Origin of the sequence: Streptomyces kanamyceticus, from assembly GCF_008704495.1 — a bacterium.
GTDB classification, from domain to species: Bacteria; Actinomycetota; Actinomycetes; order Streptomycetales; family Streptomycetaceae; genus Streptomyces; species Streptomyces kanamyceticus.
In genome coordinates this window covers 8,002,426-8,018,792 of sequence record NZ_CP023699.1, presented here as the reverse complement: position 1 = coordinate 8,018,792, position 16,367 = coordinate 8,002,426, and the positions used below count along the sequence as shown (strand labels likewise).

At 72.2% G+C, this 16,367-nt stretch carries 17 protein-coding genes; 12 read left to right on the top strand and 5 right to left on the bottom strand.

From position 1 onward, the window contains the following. The first annotated feature begins 144 nt into the window (after positions 1-144). The 6 genes from CP970_RS34880 to CP970_RS34855 all read left to right on the top strand — a co-directional run bounded on the left by CP970_RS34880 (position 145) and on the right by CP970_RS34855 (position 4,492). A complete protein-coding gene (locus CP970_RS34880) occupies positions 145-1,032 on the top strand; it encodes a DMT family transporter (RefSeq protein WP_150494383.1) in 888 nt (295 codons plus the stop codon). Between the two features lie 763 nt (positions 1,033-1,795). Further along, complete coding sequence (locus tag CP970_RS34875) at positions 1,796-2,440, top strand: TetR/AcrR family transcriptional regulator (RefSeq protein ID WP_055555742.1); 645 nt, start codon at positions 1,796-1,798, stop codon at positions 2,438-2,440. Further along, on the top strand, positions 2,437-3,207 hold the full coding sequence (locus CP970_RS34870) for a glucose 1-dehydrogenase (protein WP_055555740.1): 771 nt from the start codon (positions 2,437-2,439) through the stop codon (positions 3,205-3,207). Before CP970_RS34875 ends, CP970_RS34870 begins: the two co-directional genes overlap by 4 nt. Before the next feature lie 15 nt (positions 3,208-3,222). Continuing rightward, entirely contained in the window at positions 3,223-3,759 is a 537-nt protein-coding gene (locus CP970_RS34865) for an NUDIX hydrolase (RefSeq protein WP_079044014.1), read from the top strand. A 23-nt stretch (positions 3,760-3,782) separates the two neighbouring features. Continuing rightward, complete coding sequence (locus tag CP970_RS34860) at positions 3,783-4,175, top strand: YidH family protein (RefSeq protein WP_055555736.1); 393 nt, start codon at positions 3,783-3,785, stop codon at positions 4,173-4,175. Continuing rightward, on the top strand, positions 4,163-4,492 hold the full coding sequence (locus tag CP970_RS34855; protein ID WP_107099121.1) for a DUF202 domain-containing protein: 330 nt from the start codon (positions 4,163-4,165) through the stop codon (positions 4,490-4,492). The genes CP970_RS34860 and CP970_RS34855 overlap by 13 nt, the downstream gene beginning before the upstream one ends. Positions 4,493-4,551: 59 nt before the next feature. On the opposite strand, the gene CP970_RS34850 is transcribed toward CP970_RS34855, so the two are convergent. Together CP970_RS34850 and CP970_RS34845 are read right to left on the bottom strand one after the other, a co-directional pair. After that, entirely contained in the window at positions 4,552-5,106 is a 555-nt protein-coding gene (locus CP970_RS34850; protein ID WP_055555733.1) for a DinB family protein, read from the bottom strand. 42 nt (positions 5,107-5,148) lie between these two features. Next, positions 5,149-6,084, bottom strand: a complete 936-nt coding sequence (locus tag CP970_RS34845; protein ID WP_055555731.1) for an NADP-dependent oxidoreductase — start codon at positions 6,082-6,084, stop codon at positions 5,149-5,151. A gap of 117 nt (positions 6,085-6,201) precedes the next feature. On the opposite strand from CP970_RS34845, the gene CP970_RS34840 reads away from it, so the two are divergent. The 3 genes from CP970_RS34840 (at position 6,202) to CP970_RS34830 (ending at position 8,856) form a co-directional block, all read left to right on the top strand. Then, positions 6,202-6,498 (top strand): hypothetical protein, encoded by a 297-nt coding sequence (locus CP970_RS34840; protein WP_079044012.1) that lies wholly within the window; start codon positions 6,202-6,204, stop codon positions 6,496-6,498. A 102-nt stretch (positions 6,499-6,600) separates the two neighbouring features. Then, positions 6,601-7,632 (top strand): phosphotransferase family protein, encoded by a 1,032-nt coding sequence (locus tag CP970_RS34835; protein WP_055555727.1) that lies wholly within the window; start codon positions 6,601-6,603, stop codon positions 7,630-7,632. Positions 7,633-7,641: 9 nt separating this feature from the next. Further along, a complete protein-coding gene (locus CP970_RS34830; RefSeq protein WP_055555725.1) occupies positions 7,642-8,856 on the top strand; it encodes an acyl-CoA dehydrogenase family protein in 1,215 nt (404 codons plus the stop codon). Between the two features lie 152 nt (positions 8,857-9,008). On the opposite strand, the gene CP970_RS34825 is transcribed toward CP970_RS34830, so the two are convergent. The 3 genes from CP970_RS34825 to CP970_RS34815 are packed head-to-tail and all read right to left on the bottom strand — an operon-like array spanning position 9,009 to position 12,064. Continuing rightward, on the bottom strand, positions 9,009-9,605 hold the full coding sequence (locus CP970_RS34825; RefSeq protein ID WP_055555723.1) for a TetR/AcrR family transcriptional regulator: 597 nt from the start codon (positions 9,603-9,605) through the stop codon (positions 9,009-9,011). Between the two features lie 21 nt (positions 9,606-9,626). Continuing rightward, on the bottom strand, positions 9,627-11,300 hold the full coding sequence (locus CP970_RS34820) for a class I adenylate-forming enzyme family protein (RefSeq protein WP_055555721.1): 1,674 nt from the start codon (positions 11,298-11,300) through the stop codon (positions 9,627-9,629). Further along, on the bottom strand, positions 11,297-12,064 hold the full coding sequence (locus tag CP970_RS34815) for an SDR family oxidoreductase (RefSeq protein ID WP_055555718.1): 768 nt from the start codon (positions 12,062-12,064) through the stop codon (positions 11,297-11,299). Before CP970_RS34815 ends, CP970_RS34820 begins: the two co-directional genes overlap by 4 nt. A gap of 156 nt (positions 12,065-12,220) precedes the next feature. On the opposite strand from CP970_RS34815, the gene CP970_RS34810 reads away from it, so the two are divergent. The 3 genes from CP970_RS34810 (at position 12,221) to CP970_RS34800 (ending at position 16,328) form a co-directional block, all read left to right on the top strand. Beyond that, complete coding sequence (locus tag CP970_RS34810) at positions 12,221-13,471, top strand: exo-beta-N-acetylmuramidase NamZ family protein (protein ID WP_055555716.1); 1,251 nt, start codon at positions 12,221-12,223, stop codon at positions 13,469-13,471. A 128-nt stretch (positions 13,472-13,599) separates the two neighbouring features. After that, positions 13,600-14,925: an erythromycin esterase family protein gene (locus CP970_RS34805; protein ID WP_055555714.1), complete on the top strand. Its 1,326-nt coding sequence runs from the start codon at positions 13,600-13,602 to the stop codon at positions 14,923-14,925. A gap of 149 nt (positions 14,926-15,074) precedes the next feature. Then, a complete protein-coding gene (locus CP970_RS34800; protein ID WP_055555748.1) occupies positions 15,075-16,328 on the top strand; it encodes an MFS transporter in 1,254 nt (417 codons plus the stop codon). Positions 16,329-16,367: the final 39 nt, after the last annotated feature.

Below are 16,367 nucleotides of genomic sequence, written 5' to 3'. Positions count from 1 at the left end.
GTGCGCGGAGCGGGACGAAGGGGACTATCGTCGGGCAAGTACCCGCCGCTCTGTCGCTTTGCCGCTTTGCCGCTCTGCCGCTCTGCCGGAACGTCCCGCCAAGTCCCTGTCCCCCGACCCGCCTTGAGTCCCGAGGTGCCTCACGTGCCGGTTACGGTCCTCCTCCTCTCCGTCGGCGCCGCCTGTTGCCTCGGCTTCGGCTTCGTACTCCAGCAGAACGCGGCGCGGCACGCGCCCCTGAGCGACTTCCTCTCGCCCCGGCTGCTGCTCGACCTGATGCGGGTGCCGCGCTGGCTCGCCGGGATCGGTCTGATGGTGTGCGGCATGGCGCTCGGCGCGGTCGCCCTCGGGCACGGCGAGGTGACGCTCGTCGAGCCGCTGCTCGCCACGAACCTGCTCTTCGCGCTCGCCCTCTCGCGCCGCCAGACCGGTCAGCAGCTCGGCCGCCAGGGCTGGGCCGGGCTCACGCTGCTCGCGGGCGGCGTCACGGCGTTCATCGTGGCGGGCCAGCCGCGCGGCGGGGCCGCGGTGACGGATCCGGTGCGGCACTGGCTGATCATCGGCGTGATGACCGGCGGCGCGCTGCTGCTCACGGCGTACGCCAAGCGGTCCCGCCTCAGCGCGGGCCCCGCCCTCCTCGCGCTCGCCGCCGGGCTCCTCTACGGCGTGCAGGACGCGTTGACGCGGGTGAGCGGGCAGCGGTTGTCCGCGGACGGCTGGGCGGGGCTTGTCACCGGGTGGCAGCCGTACGGGGTCATCGCGCTCGGCGTCGCGGGCCTCGTCCTCGTCCAGAGCGCCTTCGAGACGGCTCCGCTGCGGATGTCCCTGCCCGCGCTCACGGCGGCGCAGCCGTTGGCGGGGATCGCGTGCGGGGTCGGTTTCCTCGGCGACCGGCTGCGCGCGGACGCGGGGGCGCTCGCCTGGGAGGCGGGTGGGTTGCTGGGGATCGTGGTGGGGGTCGTGCTGTTGGGTATGCACCCGGCGATGCCGCGTGGGGGCGCGGCCGGGGAGCGGGAATTCCAGCGGGCGTGAGGCGGGGGCGTGGGCGTTCTGCGGGTCCGCGGTGGCTGGTCGGCGCCGTTCCCCGCGACCCCTGCGGGGTGCTCTCGCCTGCGGCGGCGTTCGCGTTCTGCGGGGCCGCGGTGGCTGATCGCGCCGTTCCCCGCGACCCCTGCGGGGTGCTCTCGCCTGCGGCGGCGTTCGCGTTCTGCGGGGCCGCGGTGGCTGATCGCGCCGTTCCCCGCGCCCCTTACGGGTCGCATCCTGCGGGTTCGATCTAGCTTGGCGCGCCGCTCCCCGCGACCCCTGCGGGGTGCGTCGCCTGCGGCGGCGTTCGCATCCCGCGGGACCGCTGTGGCTCGTCGCGCCGTTCCCCGCGCCCCTTACGAGTCGCATCCTGCGGGTTCGATCTAGCTTGGCGCGCCGCTCCCCGCACCCCCTGCGGGGCGCCTCGCCTGCGGCGGCGTTCGCATCCCGCGGGACCGCTGTGGCTCGTCGCGCCGTTCCCCGCGCCCCTTACGGGTCGCATCCTGCGGATTCGATCCAGCTTGGCGCGCCGCTCCCCGCACCCCCTGCGGGGCGCCTCGCCTGCGGCGGCGTTCGCATCCCGCGGGACCGCTGTGGCTGATCGCGCCGTTCCCCGCGCCCCTTACAGGGCGCCCTTGCCCGCGACGGCGTTCGCATCCTGCGGGTTCGACGTGGCTTGGCGCGCCGTTCCCCGCGACCCCTGCGGGGCCCGTTCTCCCCTTACGAGCCCGTTCTCGCTTTTAATAATGGGCGGCATTAGAGTGGGGGGATGGCCAGGACATCAGGTCCCGAGACTCGGGAGAAGCTCATCCGTGCCGGTGAAGAGGTCTTTGCCGAGCAGGGAGTGGACGGGGCTCAGCTGCGGGACATCGTTCGGATCGCGGGGCAGAGCAATCCCTCCGCCGTGCAGTACCACTTCGGCTCCCGGGGCGGGCTCCTCGATGCCGTGATGGCCGCTCGGCAGCAGCGGACCGAGCGGGTGCTCACCGAGGAGCTGGCGCGCGTCGGCGACGGTGCCGGTCTGCGCGGGCTGCTCGGTGCCCTCGTGGCCGCCGAGGCCACCGAGTTGCGCACCGAGCGCGGTCGGCGCTGTCTGCGCGTGTCCGCCCAGCTCAGCCACGAGAGCGGCGTACGCACCCGGACCCCTCACCCCACCATCGACGGCACCGTCTACTGGCGCCTCATCGGCCGCGTCGAGGACTGCCTCACCGAGGCGGGCCTGCCCGAGCCGCTGCGCCTGGAGCGGCTCGACCTGGCGCTCACGCTGGTCGGCGCCGCCCTGGGCGACCGCGCCCGGCAGTACCTGGCGGACACCACCCCCCTGACCGACGAGCGGCTCTTCCTCGCCGACCTCGTCGAAACCACCGCGGCCCTGTTGCGGGCCCCGCGACCCCACCTTGGAGAGACCTCATGACCGACCACGACCTCACCGGCAAGACCGTCGTCATCACCGGCGCCGCCCGCGGGCTCGGCGCGGATGCCGCCCGCCAGGCGGTGGCCGCCGGTGCCGATGTCGTCCTCACCGACGTACTCGACGAGGAGGGCGAGGCCACCGCGAAGGCCCTCGGCGAGCGCGCCCGCTTCGTCCACCACGACGTGACGTCCGAGGCGGACTGGCAGCGGGTGGCCGACTTCGCCGTCGCCGAGTTCGGCGGCATCCACGGCCTGGTGAACAACGCGGGGATATCCACCGGACAGTTCCTGGAGTCGGAGTCCGTCGAGCACTTCCGCAAGGTCCTCGACATCAACCTCACCGGTGTCTTCATCGGCATGAAGACCGTCATCCCCGCCATGAAGGAGGCCGGGGGCGGGTCCATCGTGAACATCTCCTCCGCGGCCGGGCTCATGGGCCTCGCGCTGACCGCCGGGTACGGCGCCTCCAAGTGGGGCGTGCGCGGCCTCACCAAGATCGGCGCGGTGGAGCTCGGCACCGCCCGCATCCGCGTCAACTCCGTCCACCCCGGCATGACGTACACCCCGATGACCGCCCAGGTCGGCATCGAGCAGGGCGAGGGCAAGTACCCCAACACCCCGATGGGCCGGGTCGGCGAGCCGCACGAGATCGCGAGCGCCATGGTCTTCCTGCTCTCGGACGCCGCCTCGTACGTGACCGGCGCCGAGCTCGCCGTCGACGGCGGCTGGACCGCGGGACCCACGGTCAAGTACGTCATGGGGCAGTGAGGTTGGATGGTCGGCATGACTGACTCAGCAGCCGGGCAGGCCGACCCCCGCGAAGAGATCCTGACCATCGTCGACGAGCACGACGAGATCGTGGGTGAGGCACCGCGCGGCGAGGCGTACGCGCGGGGCCTGCGGCACCGCTGCGTGTTCATCGAGGTGCGGGACGCCCAGGGCCGTCTCTTCGTGCACCGGCGCACCCCGACCAAGCTGGTCTTCCCTTCGCGGTACGACATGTTCGTCGGCGGTGTGGTCGGGGCGGGCGAGTCGTACGACGACGCGGCGCTGCGCGAGGCGCAGGAGGAGCTGGGCGTCCAGGGACTGCCGCGCCCCACCCCGCTGTTCAAGTTCCTGTACGACGACGGCGCCGGGCACTCCTGGTGGTCCTTCCTCTACGAGGTGCGCTGCGAGCTGCCGGTGGACCCGCAGGTCGAGGAGGTCGCCTGGCACGGCTTCGTCACCGACGACGAGCTGGAGCGGCGGCTCGGCGAGTGGGAGTGGGTGCCGGACGGCCTCGACGCCCACCACCGGCTGAGGGCCTTCCGCGCGGCCTGACCGGCACGGCTTATGGTGCGCCCGTGAGCAATTTCGTACAGAGCCTGAGGCTGTGGTTCGCGCCCGAGCGCATCCGCGAGGACGGCGACACCCCCGACTACCGCTTCTCGCTCGCCAACGAACGCACCTTCCTGGCCTGGCTGCGCACCGCGCTCGCGCTGATCGGCGGCGGGTTCGCCGTGGACCAGTTCCTGCCGGACCTGCGCTGGGCGTGGCGCATCGGGCTCGCGCTCGCGCTGCTCGCCGCGGGCGTGCTCTGCTCACTGCGCGCGGTGAACCACTGGGTGCGCTGCGAGCGGGCCATGCGGCGCGGCGAGGACCTGCCCGCGAGCCGCTTCCCGACGTTCCTCGGTCTCGCCGTCGCGGTGGTCGCGCTCGCCATGGTGGTGGTCGTGCTCTTCGGGTGGGAGGGGTGACACCGGCCGGGGAGCAGGTCCGCGATCCCGGGCTGCAGCCGGAGCGCACGCGGCTCGCGTGGCGGCGTACGACGCTGTCGTGCACGGTCGCCGCCGTGCTCGCCGGACGGGCCGCGCTGCACCACGGGCCGACGGTGCCCGGCGTGCTCGCCTGCGCGCTGTGCCTGCTGCTCTGGCTGGGGTTCCTGGCCGTCGCGCACCGCAGGATGGTCGCCCTGAGCGCGTGCAGGCCGCGGACGCTCGCCCTCGGTACCGCGCGGGCGGCGGCGCTGTGCACCCTGGCGTTCGCGGTGTGCGCGGCGGCGATGGTGTTCTGAGGTGGGCTGCCGGTGCGGAGCCGCTGGGCGCCGATGTCGCCTGCCCCGGTGCGGAGCCGCTAGGCGCCGGTGCCGCCCGCCTCGGCGCGCCGCGGGGACGCGGCGCGCCGCAGCCGCAGCTGGCCGATCTCCGCGACGTTCTTCATGAGCTCCGCGTTGACCCAGGTCACCATGTGGGCGACGGTCCGTTCGGGGTCGTTCTCCCACGGAAACACCGCGGCGCCGTCGAGGTCGGCGTCGGTGAGCCCGGCGAGACCGCTCAGCCAGTCGCCCCGAAGGCCGCGCAGCCAGGCGACCGTCGCATCGCCCGGCCCCGGCCACGCGATGTCCGCCCGCGCCCGCGGCTCCCGGCCGTGCACGTGATCGGTGGCCACGCTCAGCCACCAGCCCAGGTGCCAGCTCACCCAGCCGATGGTGGGCAACGGCACCGGGTCCGGCTCGGTGTCCTGCCAGTCGGGAACCCAGCCGCCGTCGTCGTCCTCGCGGAGGGTCCAGCACTCGGCGTCCGGCTCCCACAGGAAGTCCGCGGGCTCCAGGCGCTCCAGGTGGTACTCGAACAGCGACCAGGTCAGCTCGAACTGCCAGCGCAACAGGTCACTCGGGGAAGTCCTCACCGCGAAACCCTGGCACAGGGGTGCGGCACGGACAACGCGATATCAGTCCGCCCACTCCACCGTGACGACGACCTTGCCCCGGGTACGCCCCTCCGCGTTCAGCCGGTGCGCGTCGGCCGCCCGTTCCAGTGGGAACGTCTCGTCGACGTGGACGGTCAGGACGTCCTGCTCGGCGAGTTCCGTCAGACGCTGGAGGTCGGCGGCGTCGGGACGTACGAAGCAGTAGTGGCCACCCAGACCGATCACTCCGCCGTCCGCGATGGAGGCGAGCCTGCCGCCCGGGGCGAGGAGTTCGGCCGATGCCTTGAGCGCGTCGCCCCCGACCGTGTCGAAGGCCGCGTCGACGCCCTCGGGCGCCAGGGCCCTGACGCGGTCGACGAGCCCGTCCCCGTAGGTGACGGGCTCCGCGCCGAGCTCGCGCAGATAGTCGTGGTTGCGCTCGCTCGCGGTGCCGATGACGCGGGCGCCCGCGTGCCGGGCCAGCTGGACGGCGAGCGAGCCGACCCCGCCCGCGGCCGCGTGCACGAGCACGACGTCGCCCTCGGTGACCTCCAGGGCCTTGACGATCACCTGGTAGGCGGTGAGCCCGGCCAGCGGCAGCCCCGCGGCCTCCTCGAAGGTGAGGTTGCGCGGCTTGCGGGCGAGGGTGCGCACGGGCGCGGCGACGTACTCGGCGAACGTGCCGCGCGAGAGGAAGTCCTCGCGCACGTAGCCGATGACCTCGTCGCCGACGGCGAACTCCGGCACCGACGCGCCCGGCTGGACCACCACACCGGCCACGTCCCAGCCCGGGATCACGGGGAAGACCGGGTCGAGGGCGGCGTCGAGGTAGCCCTCGCGGCACTTCCAGTCGACGGGGTTCACGGCGGCGGCCCGCACCTTCACCAGGACGGAGTCGGGGCCGACCTTGGGGTCGCGCACCTCGCCGTACTCGAGGACTTCGGGTCCGCCGTAGCTGCGGTAACTGATCGCCTTCATGGGGTCGCCGTTCGCGGAGGTCGGGGAAACATGCACCACATTCCCATAACGCCATCAAACGGGCATAGGGGGCTAGCCTGAGAGAGTCAGCCCCTCCCCTCGCCGAAGGTGTGCGTCATGACCACGCTCCACCACGAACACCCCGTCCACGACCACGTCCACGGCCCCGCCTGCGGCCATCCCGAGGTGCCGCACGGCGACCACGTCGACTACGCGCACGACGGCCATCTGCACCGGTTGCACACCGACCACTACGACGAGTGCGAGCCGGGTGGGCACGTGGCCCACCAGGGGCATGACCACCAGCACGGCTCCGGCTGCGGCCATGACTCCGTCACCCACGCCGATCACGTCGACTACCTGCACGACGGGCATCGGCATGCTGCCCATGACGGGCACTGGGACGATCACTGAGCGCTCCGCGGCAGGGGCGACGGGGACGCCCCCCTAGACGACATACCGACTGGTCGGCATCATGGTGTGGCACGCCACCGCCTCGCCGATCAGGAGTGACAGATGAGCGCAGTCCACCCACCGGGCCTCGACCTGGAGACGTTGCGCGGCCACCTCGACCGCGAACGGCCAGGCCTGGTCGGCGGGCCGCTCTCGGCCCGGCTCATCGAGGGCGGCCGCTCCAACCTCACGTACGCCGTGACCGACGGCGCGGCGCGCTGGGTGGTGCGGCGCCCCCCGCTGGGCCACGTGCTCGCCACCGCGCACGACATGAAGCGCGAGCACCGGGTGATCAGCGCGCTGCACCCGACGGACGTGCCGGTGCCGAAGCCGGTGCTCCTGTGCGAGGACGAGTCGGTCATCGGCTCGCCCTTCTACGTCATGGAGTTCGTGGAGGGCACCCCCTACCGCACCGCCGAACAGCTCGCGCCGCTCGGCGCCGAGCGGACCCGCGCCGCGGTGTTCACCCTCGTCGACACCCTCGTCGACCTGCACGCCGTGGACCCCGAAGCGGTCGGCCTCCGTGACTTCGGGCGCCCTGACGGCTTCCTCGACCGGCAGCTGCGCCGCTGGGGCAAGCAACTGGACGCGTCCCGCGGCCGCGACCTCGCGGGCATCGACGAGCTGCACGCCGCCCTCGGCCGCGCGCTGCCCGCATCGCCCGCGGCGACCGTCATCCACGGCGACTACCGGCTCGACAACGTCCTGATCGACGGGTCCGACCGGATCAGGGCGGTGCTCGACTGGGAGATGTCCACGCTCGGCGACCCCCTCACCGACCTGGGCCTCCTGGCCATGTACAGCGTCAAGCTGGAGCTGCCCGACTCCCCCATCAGCACCACGGCGGGCGCGCCTGGCCACCCGGACCCGGCCGAGCTCGTCGAGCGGTACGCCACGCGGTCGGGCCGCGACGTCGGCGCCATCTCCTGGTACACGGCCTTCGCGTGGTTCAAGCTCGCCGTGATCCTGGAGGGCATCCACTACCGCTTCACGCTCGGCCAGACCGTCGGCGCGGGCTTCGACCGGATCGGCGAGCTGGTCCCGGTCTTCATCGAGCACGGCCTCACCACCCTCCAGGGACGACAGGAAGGCTGAGAGACAGCCATGGACTTCGCATTCGACGCGCGCACCGAAGAGCTGCGCGCCAAGCTGCTCGCCTTCATGGAGGAGCACGTCCACCCGGCCGAGCAGGTCGTCGAGGAGCAGCGCGCCCTGCTCGCGTCACCGTGGGACACGCCCTCGGTCGTGGAGGAGCTGAAGGCCGAGGCCCGCAGGCAGGGCCTGTGGAACCTCTTCCTTCCCGACGCGGAGCACGGCGCGGGGCTCACCAACCTCCAGTACGCGCCGCTCGCCGAAATCACCGGGCGCTCCCCGCAGTTGGCGCCCACCGCGCTGAACTGCGCGGCGCCCGACACCGGCAACATGGAGGTCCTCGCGCAGTTCGGCACGGACGAGCAGCGCAAGCAGTGGCTGGAGCCGCTGCTCGCCGGTGAGATCCGTTCGGCGTTCGCGATGACCGAACCCGAGGTGGCCTCCTCCGACGCCACGAACATCACCACGCTGATCGAGCGGCAGGGCGACGAATACGTCATCTCGGGCCGCAAGTGGTACATCTCCGGGGCGATGAACCCCGACTGCAAGATCTTCATCGTGATGGGCAAGACGGACCCGGACGCCTCCGACATCCGCCGCCAGCAGTCGATGGTGCTCGTCCCGCGCGACACCCCCGGCCTCGAAGTGCGGCGCGCCATGAAGGTGTACGGGTACGAGGACCACTACCACGGCGGCCACGCAGAGGTCGTCTTCGACAACGTCAGGGTCCCCGCCTCGAACCTGATCGGCGAGGAGGGCGGCGGCTTCGCCATCGCGCAGGCGCGGCTCGGCCCCGGCCGCATCCACCACTGCATGCGCCTGATCGGCATGGCCGAGCGCGCCATCGAGCTGATGTGCAGGCGCGCGGTGTCGCGTACGGCCTTCGGCAAGCCGCTGGCCCAGCAGGGCGTGGTGCAGGAGTGGATCGCGGACGCGCGGGTCGCGGTGGAGCAGCTGCGTCTGCTCGTACTCAAGACGGCCTGGCTGATGGACACCGTCGGCAACAAGGGCGCGCACACGGAGATCCAGTCCATCAAGATCGCGACGCCGCGCGCGGTGGTCGACATCCTCGACCGCGCGGTGCAGCTCCATGGCGCCGGGGGCGTGAGCCAGGACTTTCCGCTCGCCGAACTGTGGGCAGGCGCGCGGACGCTGCGCTTGGCTGATGGGCCGGACGAGGTTCATCTGCGGTCGCTGGCGCGGCGTGAGCTGAAGAAGTACGTGTAGCTGGTGGCCCCGTAGGGGCGCGGGGAACTGCGCGAGCAACCCTCGGCGAGCCGCACTCGCCGTAGGACCTGCCGCGGCAGACGCGACCGCGCCCCGGCGGGGGCTGAGCGCGCCCACGCGGCGGAGCCGCAAATGTCACAGCCCCGCGCCCCTTAGGGGGCCCGCAGGGCCCTGAGGAGCAGGTCCGCCAAGTGGTCCGCAACCTGCTGCGGAGAGAGCGGACCATCGGGCCGATACCACGTGGACAGGTGGTGGACGGAGCCGAAGTGGTAGTCCACCACCAGGTCCGCCGGCGTCGCCGTGGAGAAGACGCCGGATGCCTGGCCCTCCTCGATGAGCGCGCGGAACCGCTCGTGGTAGCGGCGCCGTTCCGCGCGCACCTGCTTGTTCTTCTCCGGGCTCAGGTGGTGCATGGAGCGGAAGAAGATCGACGCGTCGTCGAGGTTGTCGATGGTGGTGACCACGACGTCGGCCGCGGCGTCGCGGACCCGCCGCTCGACGGGGGCGTCCGCGTCCGCGATGGCGTCGAGCCGCTCCTGCTGGACGCGGAGCATCCGGGCGTAGACCTCGTGCAGCAGGTCGTCCTTGGAGCCGAAGTAGTGGTAGAGCGCGCCCTTGGTGACACCGGCCGCCTCCACGATCTCCTGCACCGACGTGCGGTCGTAGCCGCGGTCGGCGAAGAGCCGGGTGGCGGCGGCGAGCAGCCGCTGCGGGACGGGCGTGCCGTCACCGTCCGTCGTCCTGGCCACTGCCGCCACCTGCCTTTCGCGTCATTGACTGTTCCGTGCGCGGGATCGCAGTTCCCGCCGGAGGATCTTCCCACTTGTGGTCTTCGGGAGCTCCGTCAGGATCGCGACCTCGCGCGGGTACTTGTAGGCGGCGAGCCGCTCCTCGCAGTACGCGATCAGCTCGTCGGCGCCGGTGTCGTTGCCGGGACGCAGGCTGACGTACGCCTTGACGCTCTCCCCGCGGTAGCTGTCGGGCACCCCGACGACGGCCGCCTCGCGGACCGCGGGGTGGGAGTAGAGGACGTCCTCGACCTCGCGCGGCCAGACCTTGAAGCCGGACGCGTTGATCATGTCCTTCTTGCGGTCGACGACGTAGAGCCAGCCCGCCGGGTCCATGAACCCGATGTCGCCGGTGCGCAGTTCCCCGTCGGGGAAGGCCTCACTGGTGGCCTCGGGCCGCTGCCAGTAGCCGGGCACCACCTGCGGTCCGCGCACCACGATCTCGCCCTGCTCCCCGAAGGGCACCTCCTCGCCGAGGTCGTCCACGATGCGTACGACCGTCTCGGGTCCCGGGACGCCGACGGCCAGGGTGCCCGAGACCGGGTCGACGGGCGCCTCCTGGCCCGGCGGCACGGCGGCGCAGGGCGCGGTGCACTCGGTGAGGCCGTAGCCGTTGTGGAGGTAGGGGCCGAAGGCGGCGCGGAACTTCTCCACCAGGGCCGGCGGCAGCGGGGCGCCGCCCGAGGAGACCATCCGGAAGGAGTCGAAGTGCGCGCGGGTCGCCTTCGGGTGGGCGGCGAGCGCCATGAACGCGGTCGAGGGGCCGACCGTGTAGGCGGGCCGGTGCTCGGCGAAGGCGTCGAGGACGACACCGGCCTCGAACCGGTAGGCGAGCGCGAGCGTGCCCGCGTTGGCGATGCACGCGGCGATCTGCGCGACCATGCCGGTGATGTGGAAGAGCGGCGCCATCGCGAAGTAGCAGGAGCCCTGCGGCAGCGCGCAGCCGACGCGCTGGCGCTCGGCGTTGTAGGTGATGTTGTGGTGGGTGTTCATGGCGCCCTTGGGGGTGCCGCTGGTGCCCGAGGTGTAGCTGATCAGCGCGATGTCGGACGGGCCGAGCTCGCGGTCGGCGGGCGCGGCGAGTCCCCGGCTCGCCACCGCCACCAGGTCGTCGGCGTCGGCCGCCGGGGGCAGCCGCTCGAAGTCGAGGACCCGGGGGTCGTCGCGCGTCTGGAGGTCGAGCTGGCAGGCGGTGAGCACGACGCGGACCGGGGAGTCCGCCGCCGTCTCGCGCAGATACGTCTCCCAGGCGCGGTCCGCGCAGATCAGCGCGGCCACTCCCGCGTCGGCGAGGACGTGTCCGACCTCCGCCGACTTGTACATGGGGTTGACGGGGACGACCGTGGCGCCCGCCTTCCAGGCGCCGAGCAGCGCGATCACGAAGTGCGGGGTGTTCTGCAGGAGGATCGCGACGCGGTCGCCGCGTTCGATGCCGCGCGCGGCCAGGTGTCCGGCCACGGAGTCGGTGAGCGCGTCCGTCTCGCGGTAGCTCAGGCGCCCGTCGAAGTAGGCGAGGGCGGTGTGGTCGGGCGCCCGCTCCACGGCCGCGCGGAAGGCGTGCACGACGGACGCGGCGGGCCGTACGGGGCCGCGCTGGGCGTCGTTGAGCCGCGCGAGCCAGGGCTTGGCCGCGTAGACCGAGGTCGTGTCGCTCACCGCTCCGCCTCCTCCCACTTCTGCTGGATGTGGTTCATGCCGGTCAGCCACTTGTCGGGCGTCGCGGCGCGGGCCCGGTAGTACGCGTCGACCTCGGGGTGCGGGAGGATCAGGAAGCGGTCCTCCGCCATGCCCGCGAAGAGCGCGTCCGCGACGTCGTCGGGCTCGATCGCGGTGGGCGCGAGCACGAGGTCGCCCGCGGTGCCGGTGGCGGCGAGCATGTCGGTGCGCACGCCCTGCGGGCAGATCGCGTGGACCTTGATGCCGCGGTGCCGGTAGGTGAGCGAGAGCCACTCGGCGAAGGCGTACGCGCCGTGCTTGGTGACGCTGTAGGGCGCGGCGCCGATCATGGTGAGCAGTCCGGCGGCGGAGACGGTCGAGACGAAGCGGCCGCTGCCCCGCTCCAGCCAGCCGGGCAGCAGCTCCTGGGCCGCCCGCACGTGCGCCATGACGTTGACGTCCCAGGCCGCGGCCCAGACCTCCTCGGGGGCCGCCTCGCTGCCGCCGGAGCCGAGCCCGGCGTTGGCGCAGTACACGTCGACGGTGCCGCCGAGCGCGTCCGCCGCCTCCCGCGCGATCACGGAGGCGTCGCCCGGCACGGCGATGCCGCCCACCTCGTCGGCGACGGCCTTGGCCTTGGCGCCGTCCATGTCGTTGACGGCGACGCGCGCTCCCGCGGCGGCGAAGCGGCGGGCGAGCGCGGCCCCGATGCCGCCTCCCGCGCCGGTCACGACAACTCCCTTGTCCTGCAAGGTCTCCACGATCGTTCTCCTTCGACCTGCGGCTCGGCAGGCTCCCCCGGCGCCTCGGCATTGCTCGGTATCGCTGGCAGACTAACCAGTCGGTATGTCGTGGCGAAAGGGGGGCGCACGGGCCGGGTTCGTTCCCCGGCGCCCCCGCGGCCACTAGCGTGCGGGCCCATGAACCTCTCCCGACGCGGACTGCTCGCCGCCACCGCGGGAACCGCCATGACGCCCGCGGCCCCGGCCGCCGCCACCCCGCGCACCGGGCCTGGACCGGGCCCCCGGCTGCGCACCGGATTCGAGCGCCTCGCCGCCGACGGCTACCGGCTCCTCGAAGGACAGCGGGTCGGCGTCATCACCAACCCGACCGGCGTGACCCGCGACGTGCGGCACGTCGTGGACGTGATGCACGCCGACGAGCGGGTGGAGCTGGTCGCGGTGTTCGGCCCCGAGCACGGCTTCCGCGGCACCGAGCAGGCGGGCGGCTCCCAGGGCAGGTACGACGATCCGGCCACAGGGCTGCCCGTGTTCGACACGTACCAAAAGAGCGGCGAGGCCCTGGCCGACGTCTTCACCGCGTCTCGCGCCGAGACCCTCGTCTTCGACATCCAGGACGTGGGCGCCCGCTTCTACACGTACATCTGGACGCTCTACGACTGCATGGTGGCCGCGCGCCTCGCGGGCAAGCGCCTGGTGGTGCTCGACCGGCCCAATCCGGTGACGGGCCGCGAGGCGTACGGACCCGTCCTGCAGCCTCGGTACGCGAGCTTCGTGGGCCGTGCGCCGATCGCGCAGACGCACGGCATGACGGTCGCGGAGCTGGCGGGGCTGTTCAACGGGGAGTTCCTGAAGCGGCCCGCCGAGCTGACGTCGGTCCTGATGGCGGGCTGGCGGCGCACCGACTTCCACGACGCGTCGGGGCTGCCGTGGGTCCCGCCGAGCCCGAACATGCCGACGCCCGACACCGCCCTGGCCTACGGCGGCACCTGCCTGTTCGAGGGCACGAACCTCTCCGAGGGCCGCGGCACGACCCGCCCCTTCGAACTGCTCGGCGCCGACGGCATCGACCGCGCGTGGGCGGCGGCCCTCGACAGGATCGGCCTGCCGGGCGTGCACTTCAGGGAGGCGTACTTCGCCCCCACCTTCGACAAGTTCCGGGGAAGGACCATCGGCGGCGTCCAACTCCACGTGCACGAAAGGGAGTCGTACGACCCGGTGCGCACCGGCATCGCGCTCCTGGTCACGGCGAAGAAGGTGTGGAGCGGCTTCGCCTGGCGCTCCGACCACTGGATCGACAAGCTCACCGGATCGGCCCGGGTGCGCACGATGATCGACGCGGGCGCGGGGACGGACGAGGTGGTGGGCGCCTGGCAGGACGATCTCGCCCGCTTCCGCGCGGTGCGCCGCCGGTATCTGCGCTACTCCTGAGGCCCGTGGTGGGGCAGACCCCACCACGGGTCGGGGTGCCCGCTCCATGGCACCGCGCCCGCCCGCACGAGACCGTGATCTCCGGTTCACCGCGCGGGAGTCCACGCGGGCGGGACGAGGAGGACGACATGACACGGGTGACGCGCCGAGTGGTGCCACTGCTGCTGGTCGCGGCCGGAGCGGGGGCGCTGGTCGCGCCGCAGAGCGCGGGAGCGGCGCCCCGGCCCGCCGATCCGGTCGCGGCGATCGAGCGCGCGGCCCACCCGCTGCGGTCCACAGCGCCGGGCGGGAGCAGTGCGGACCTGCGGGCGCTCGGCCGGATGGTGGGCGGCGCGTCGGTGGTGGGCCTGGGCGAGGCGACCCACGGTTCGCACGAGTTCTTCACCATGAAGGAGCGGGTGTTCCGCCATCTCGTGAAGGAGAAGGGGTTCACCACCTTCACCCAGGAGATGAGCTGGACGACCGGACTGCGCCTCGACGCCTACGTGCGGGGCGGCAAGGGTGACGTGCGCGAGCTCGTCCACCGCGAGCTGGCGAAGACGCCGTGGGACACCGAGGAGTACGTCCATCTGCTCACCTGGATGCGCGCGTACAACGACAAGCACCCGGCGCGCGAGCTGCGCTTCATGGGCAACGACCTCAACTACCCCGAGCAGGGCGTCGAGTTGTTCGACGGGGTGCGCGACTACGTGCGGGCCCACGAGCCGGACCTGCGGCCCGCGATCGACGACTCGTACGCGCCGCTGCGCCGCCTGACCGATGGCGACACCTACATGGGACTGCCGCTCGCCGAGCGCAAAGCGCTGACGAAGAAGGCCTGGGCGGCGTACGACCTGCTGAAGGAACGACGGCCCGCGGGCGGCGCCAAGGCCTACGAACTGGCCCTGCACCACGCCCTGTCCGTCGCGCAGACCGCGGACATGTACGCCTTCCCGCTCGACACGGCCGACGGACAGCGCGACGCGATGCTCTACCGCGACCGGATCATGGCGGAGAATACGGCGTGGTGGCAGCGGTACCACGGCGGCAAGGTACTCCTCTCCGCCCACAACGCGCACGTCGCGTACGAGTCCTACGACCCGCGCTACCCGAAGATGCAGGGCGCCTTCCTGCGCGACAGCATCGGCAAGCGGTACGCGAGCATCGGATTCACCTTCGACCGGGGTGGCTTCATGGCGCAGGGCCCGGACTCCGAGGTGTGGAAGCCCCGTTCGGTCGGCCCGGCGACGCGCGGCATGAACGAGCACACGCTGGACAAGGTGCGCCACGACGACTACTTCGTGGACCTGCGCACCCTGCCCGCTCCCACCAGGAAGTGGCTGAGCATGGCGCGCACGACCCGCAGCATCGGCTCGGGGTGGCCCGACGGCCCGTACAAGATCCGGCTCGCCCCTTCGCACGACATCCTGATCCATCTGCACGAGGTCACGGCGGCCCACCGGCAGTCTCAGTGACCGAGACCAGCCGTATCAAGTATTGACTGCCCCCTACATCCACCACGAGAGTGCCGCTCGTGCGAAGTGAAGCGAGAGAGACAGCGGCAGAAACAGCGAATCAGCAGGTCCAGGGCGAGAACGAGCCGACAGGATCGAACCGGGAGAGCCTGCGCAGGGTGGCCGTGGCCTCCTTCATCGGGACGGCCATCGAGTTCTACGACTTCTACATCTACGGCACGGCGGCCGCGCTCGTCCTCAACGACGCGTTCTTCCCGACCCTCGACCCGGTCAACGCCACCCTCGCCTCGTTCTCCACCTACGCGGTGGCGTTCGCGGCCCGGCCCATCGGCTCGGTGATCTTCGGCCACTTCGGGGACCGGGTGGGCCGCAAATCGGTCCTGGTGGCCTCACTTCTCCTGATGGGCCTGTCCACCGCGCTCGTCGGACTCCTGCCCGGATACGACACGTTGGGCATCTGGGCGCCGGTCCTGCTGATCCTGCTCCGCTTCCTCCAGGGCATCGGGCTGGGCGGCGAGTGGGGCGGCGCCGCGCTGCTCGCGGTGGAGCACGCGCCGAAGAAGAAGCGCGGCCTGTACGCCGCCTTCCCCCAACTCGGCCCGTCCGTCGGCTTCTTCGCGGCGACCGGCGTCTTCTGGCTGCTCTCGTCCGCGCTCTCCGACGACGCGTTCCACTCGTGGGGCTGGCGCGTGCCCTTCCTGCTCTCGTTCCTGCTCGTCGGCGTGGGGCTCTTCGTGCGCCTCAGGATCAGCGAGACGCCGGTCTTCGCCAAGGTCATGGAGGCGCGGGAGGCCAGCAAGGTCCCCGCGCTCGACGTGCTCCGCCGCCACCCGCGCGAACTCCTGCTCGGCGCGGGCGGGATGGTCGTCGCGTACGGCCTCTTCTACACCGCCACGACGTACTGCCTGGCGTACGCGACCGGCACCCTGCACGTCTCACGCAACACCATGCTCGGCCTCTCCCTGGTGGCCTGCCTCTTCCTCGCGGCCGGCACCTGGCTCGCCGCGACCCGCTCGGACGGGGCGGGACGGCGCAGGCTCGTCCTCGCGGGCGCGGGGCTCGCGGTGGTCTGGGGCCTGGTCCTCTTCCCGCTCCTGGACACCGAACAGCCGGTGCTGATCGCCCTCGCGCTCGGCGGCGCGCTGTTCTGCATGGGCGTGGTCTACGGCCCGATGGGCGCGTACCTTCCGGAGCTGTTTTCCACGAACGTGCGCTACTCGGGTGCCTCGCTCGCGTACAACCTGGGCGGCGTGCTCGGCGGCGCGGTCTCCCCGCTGGTGGCGACCCGGCTGCAGTCCGCGTTCGGCTCCTCTTCGGTGGGCTGGTACGTGAGCGCCATGGCCCTCGTATCGCTGGTGTGCGTGCTCGCGCTGCCGGAGACGCGGGAGCGGGAACTCGACTGAATCTCCCCCGAATTCGCACAATGCGGTGTACGCCGCATT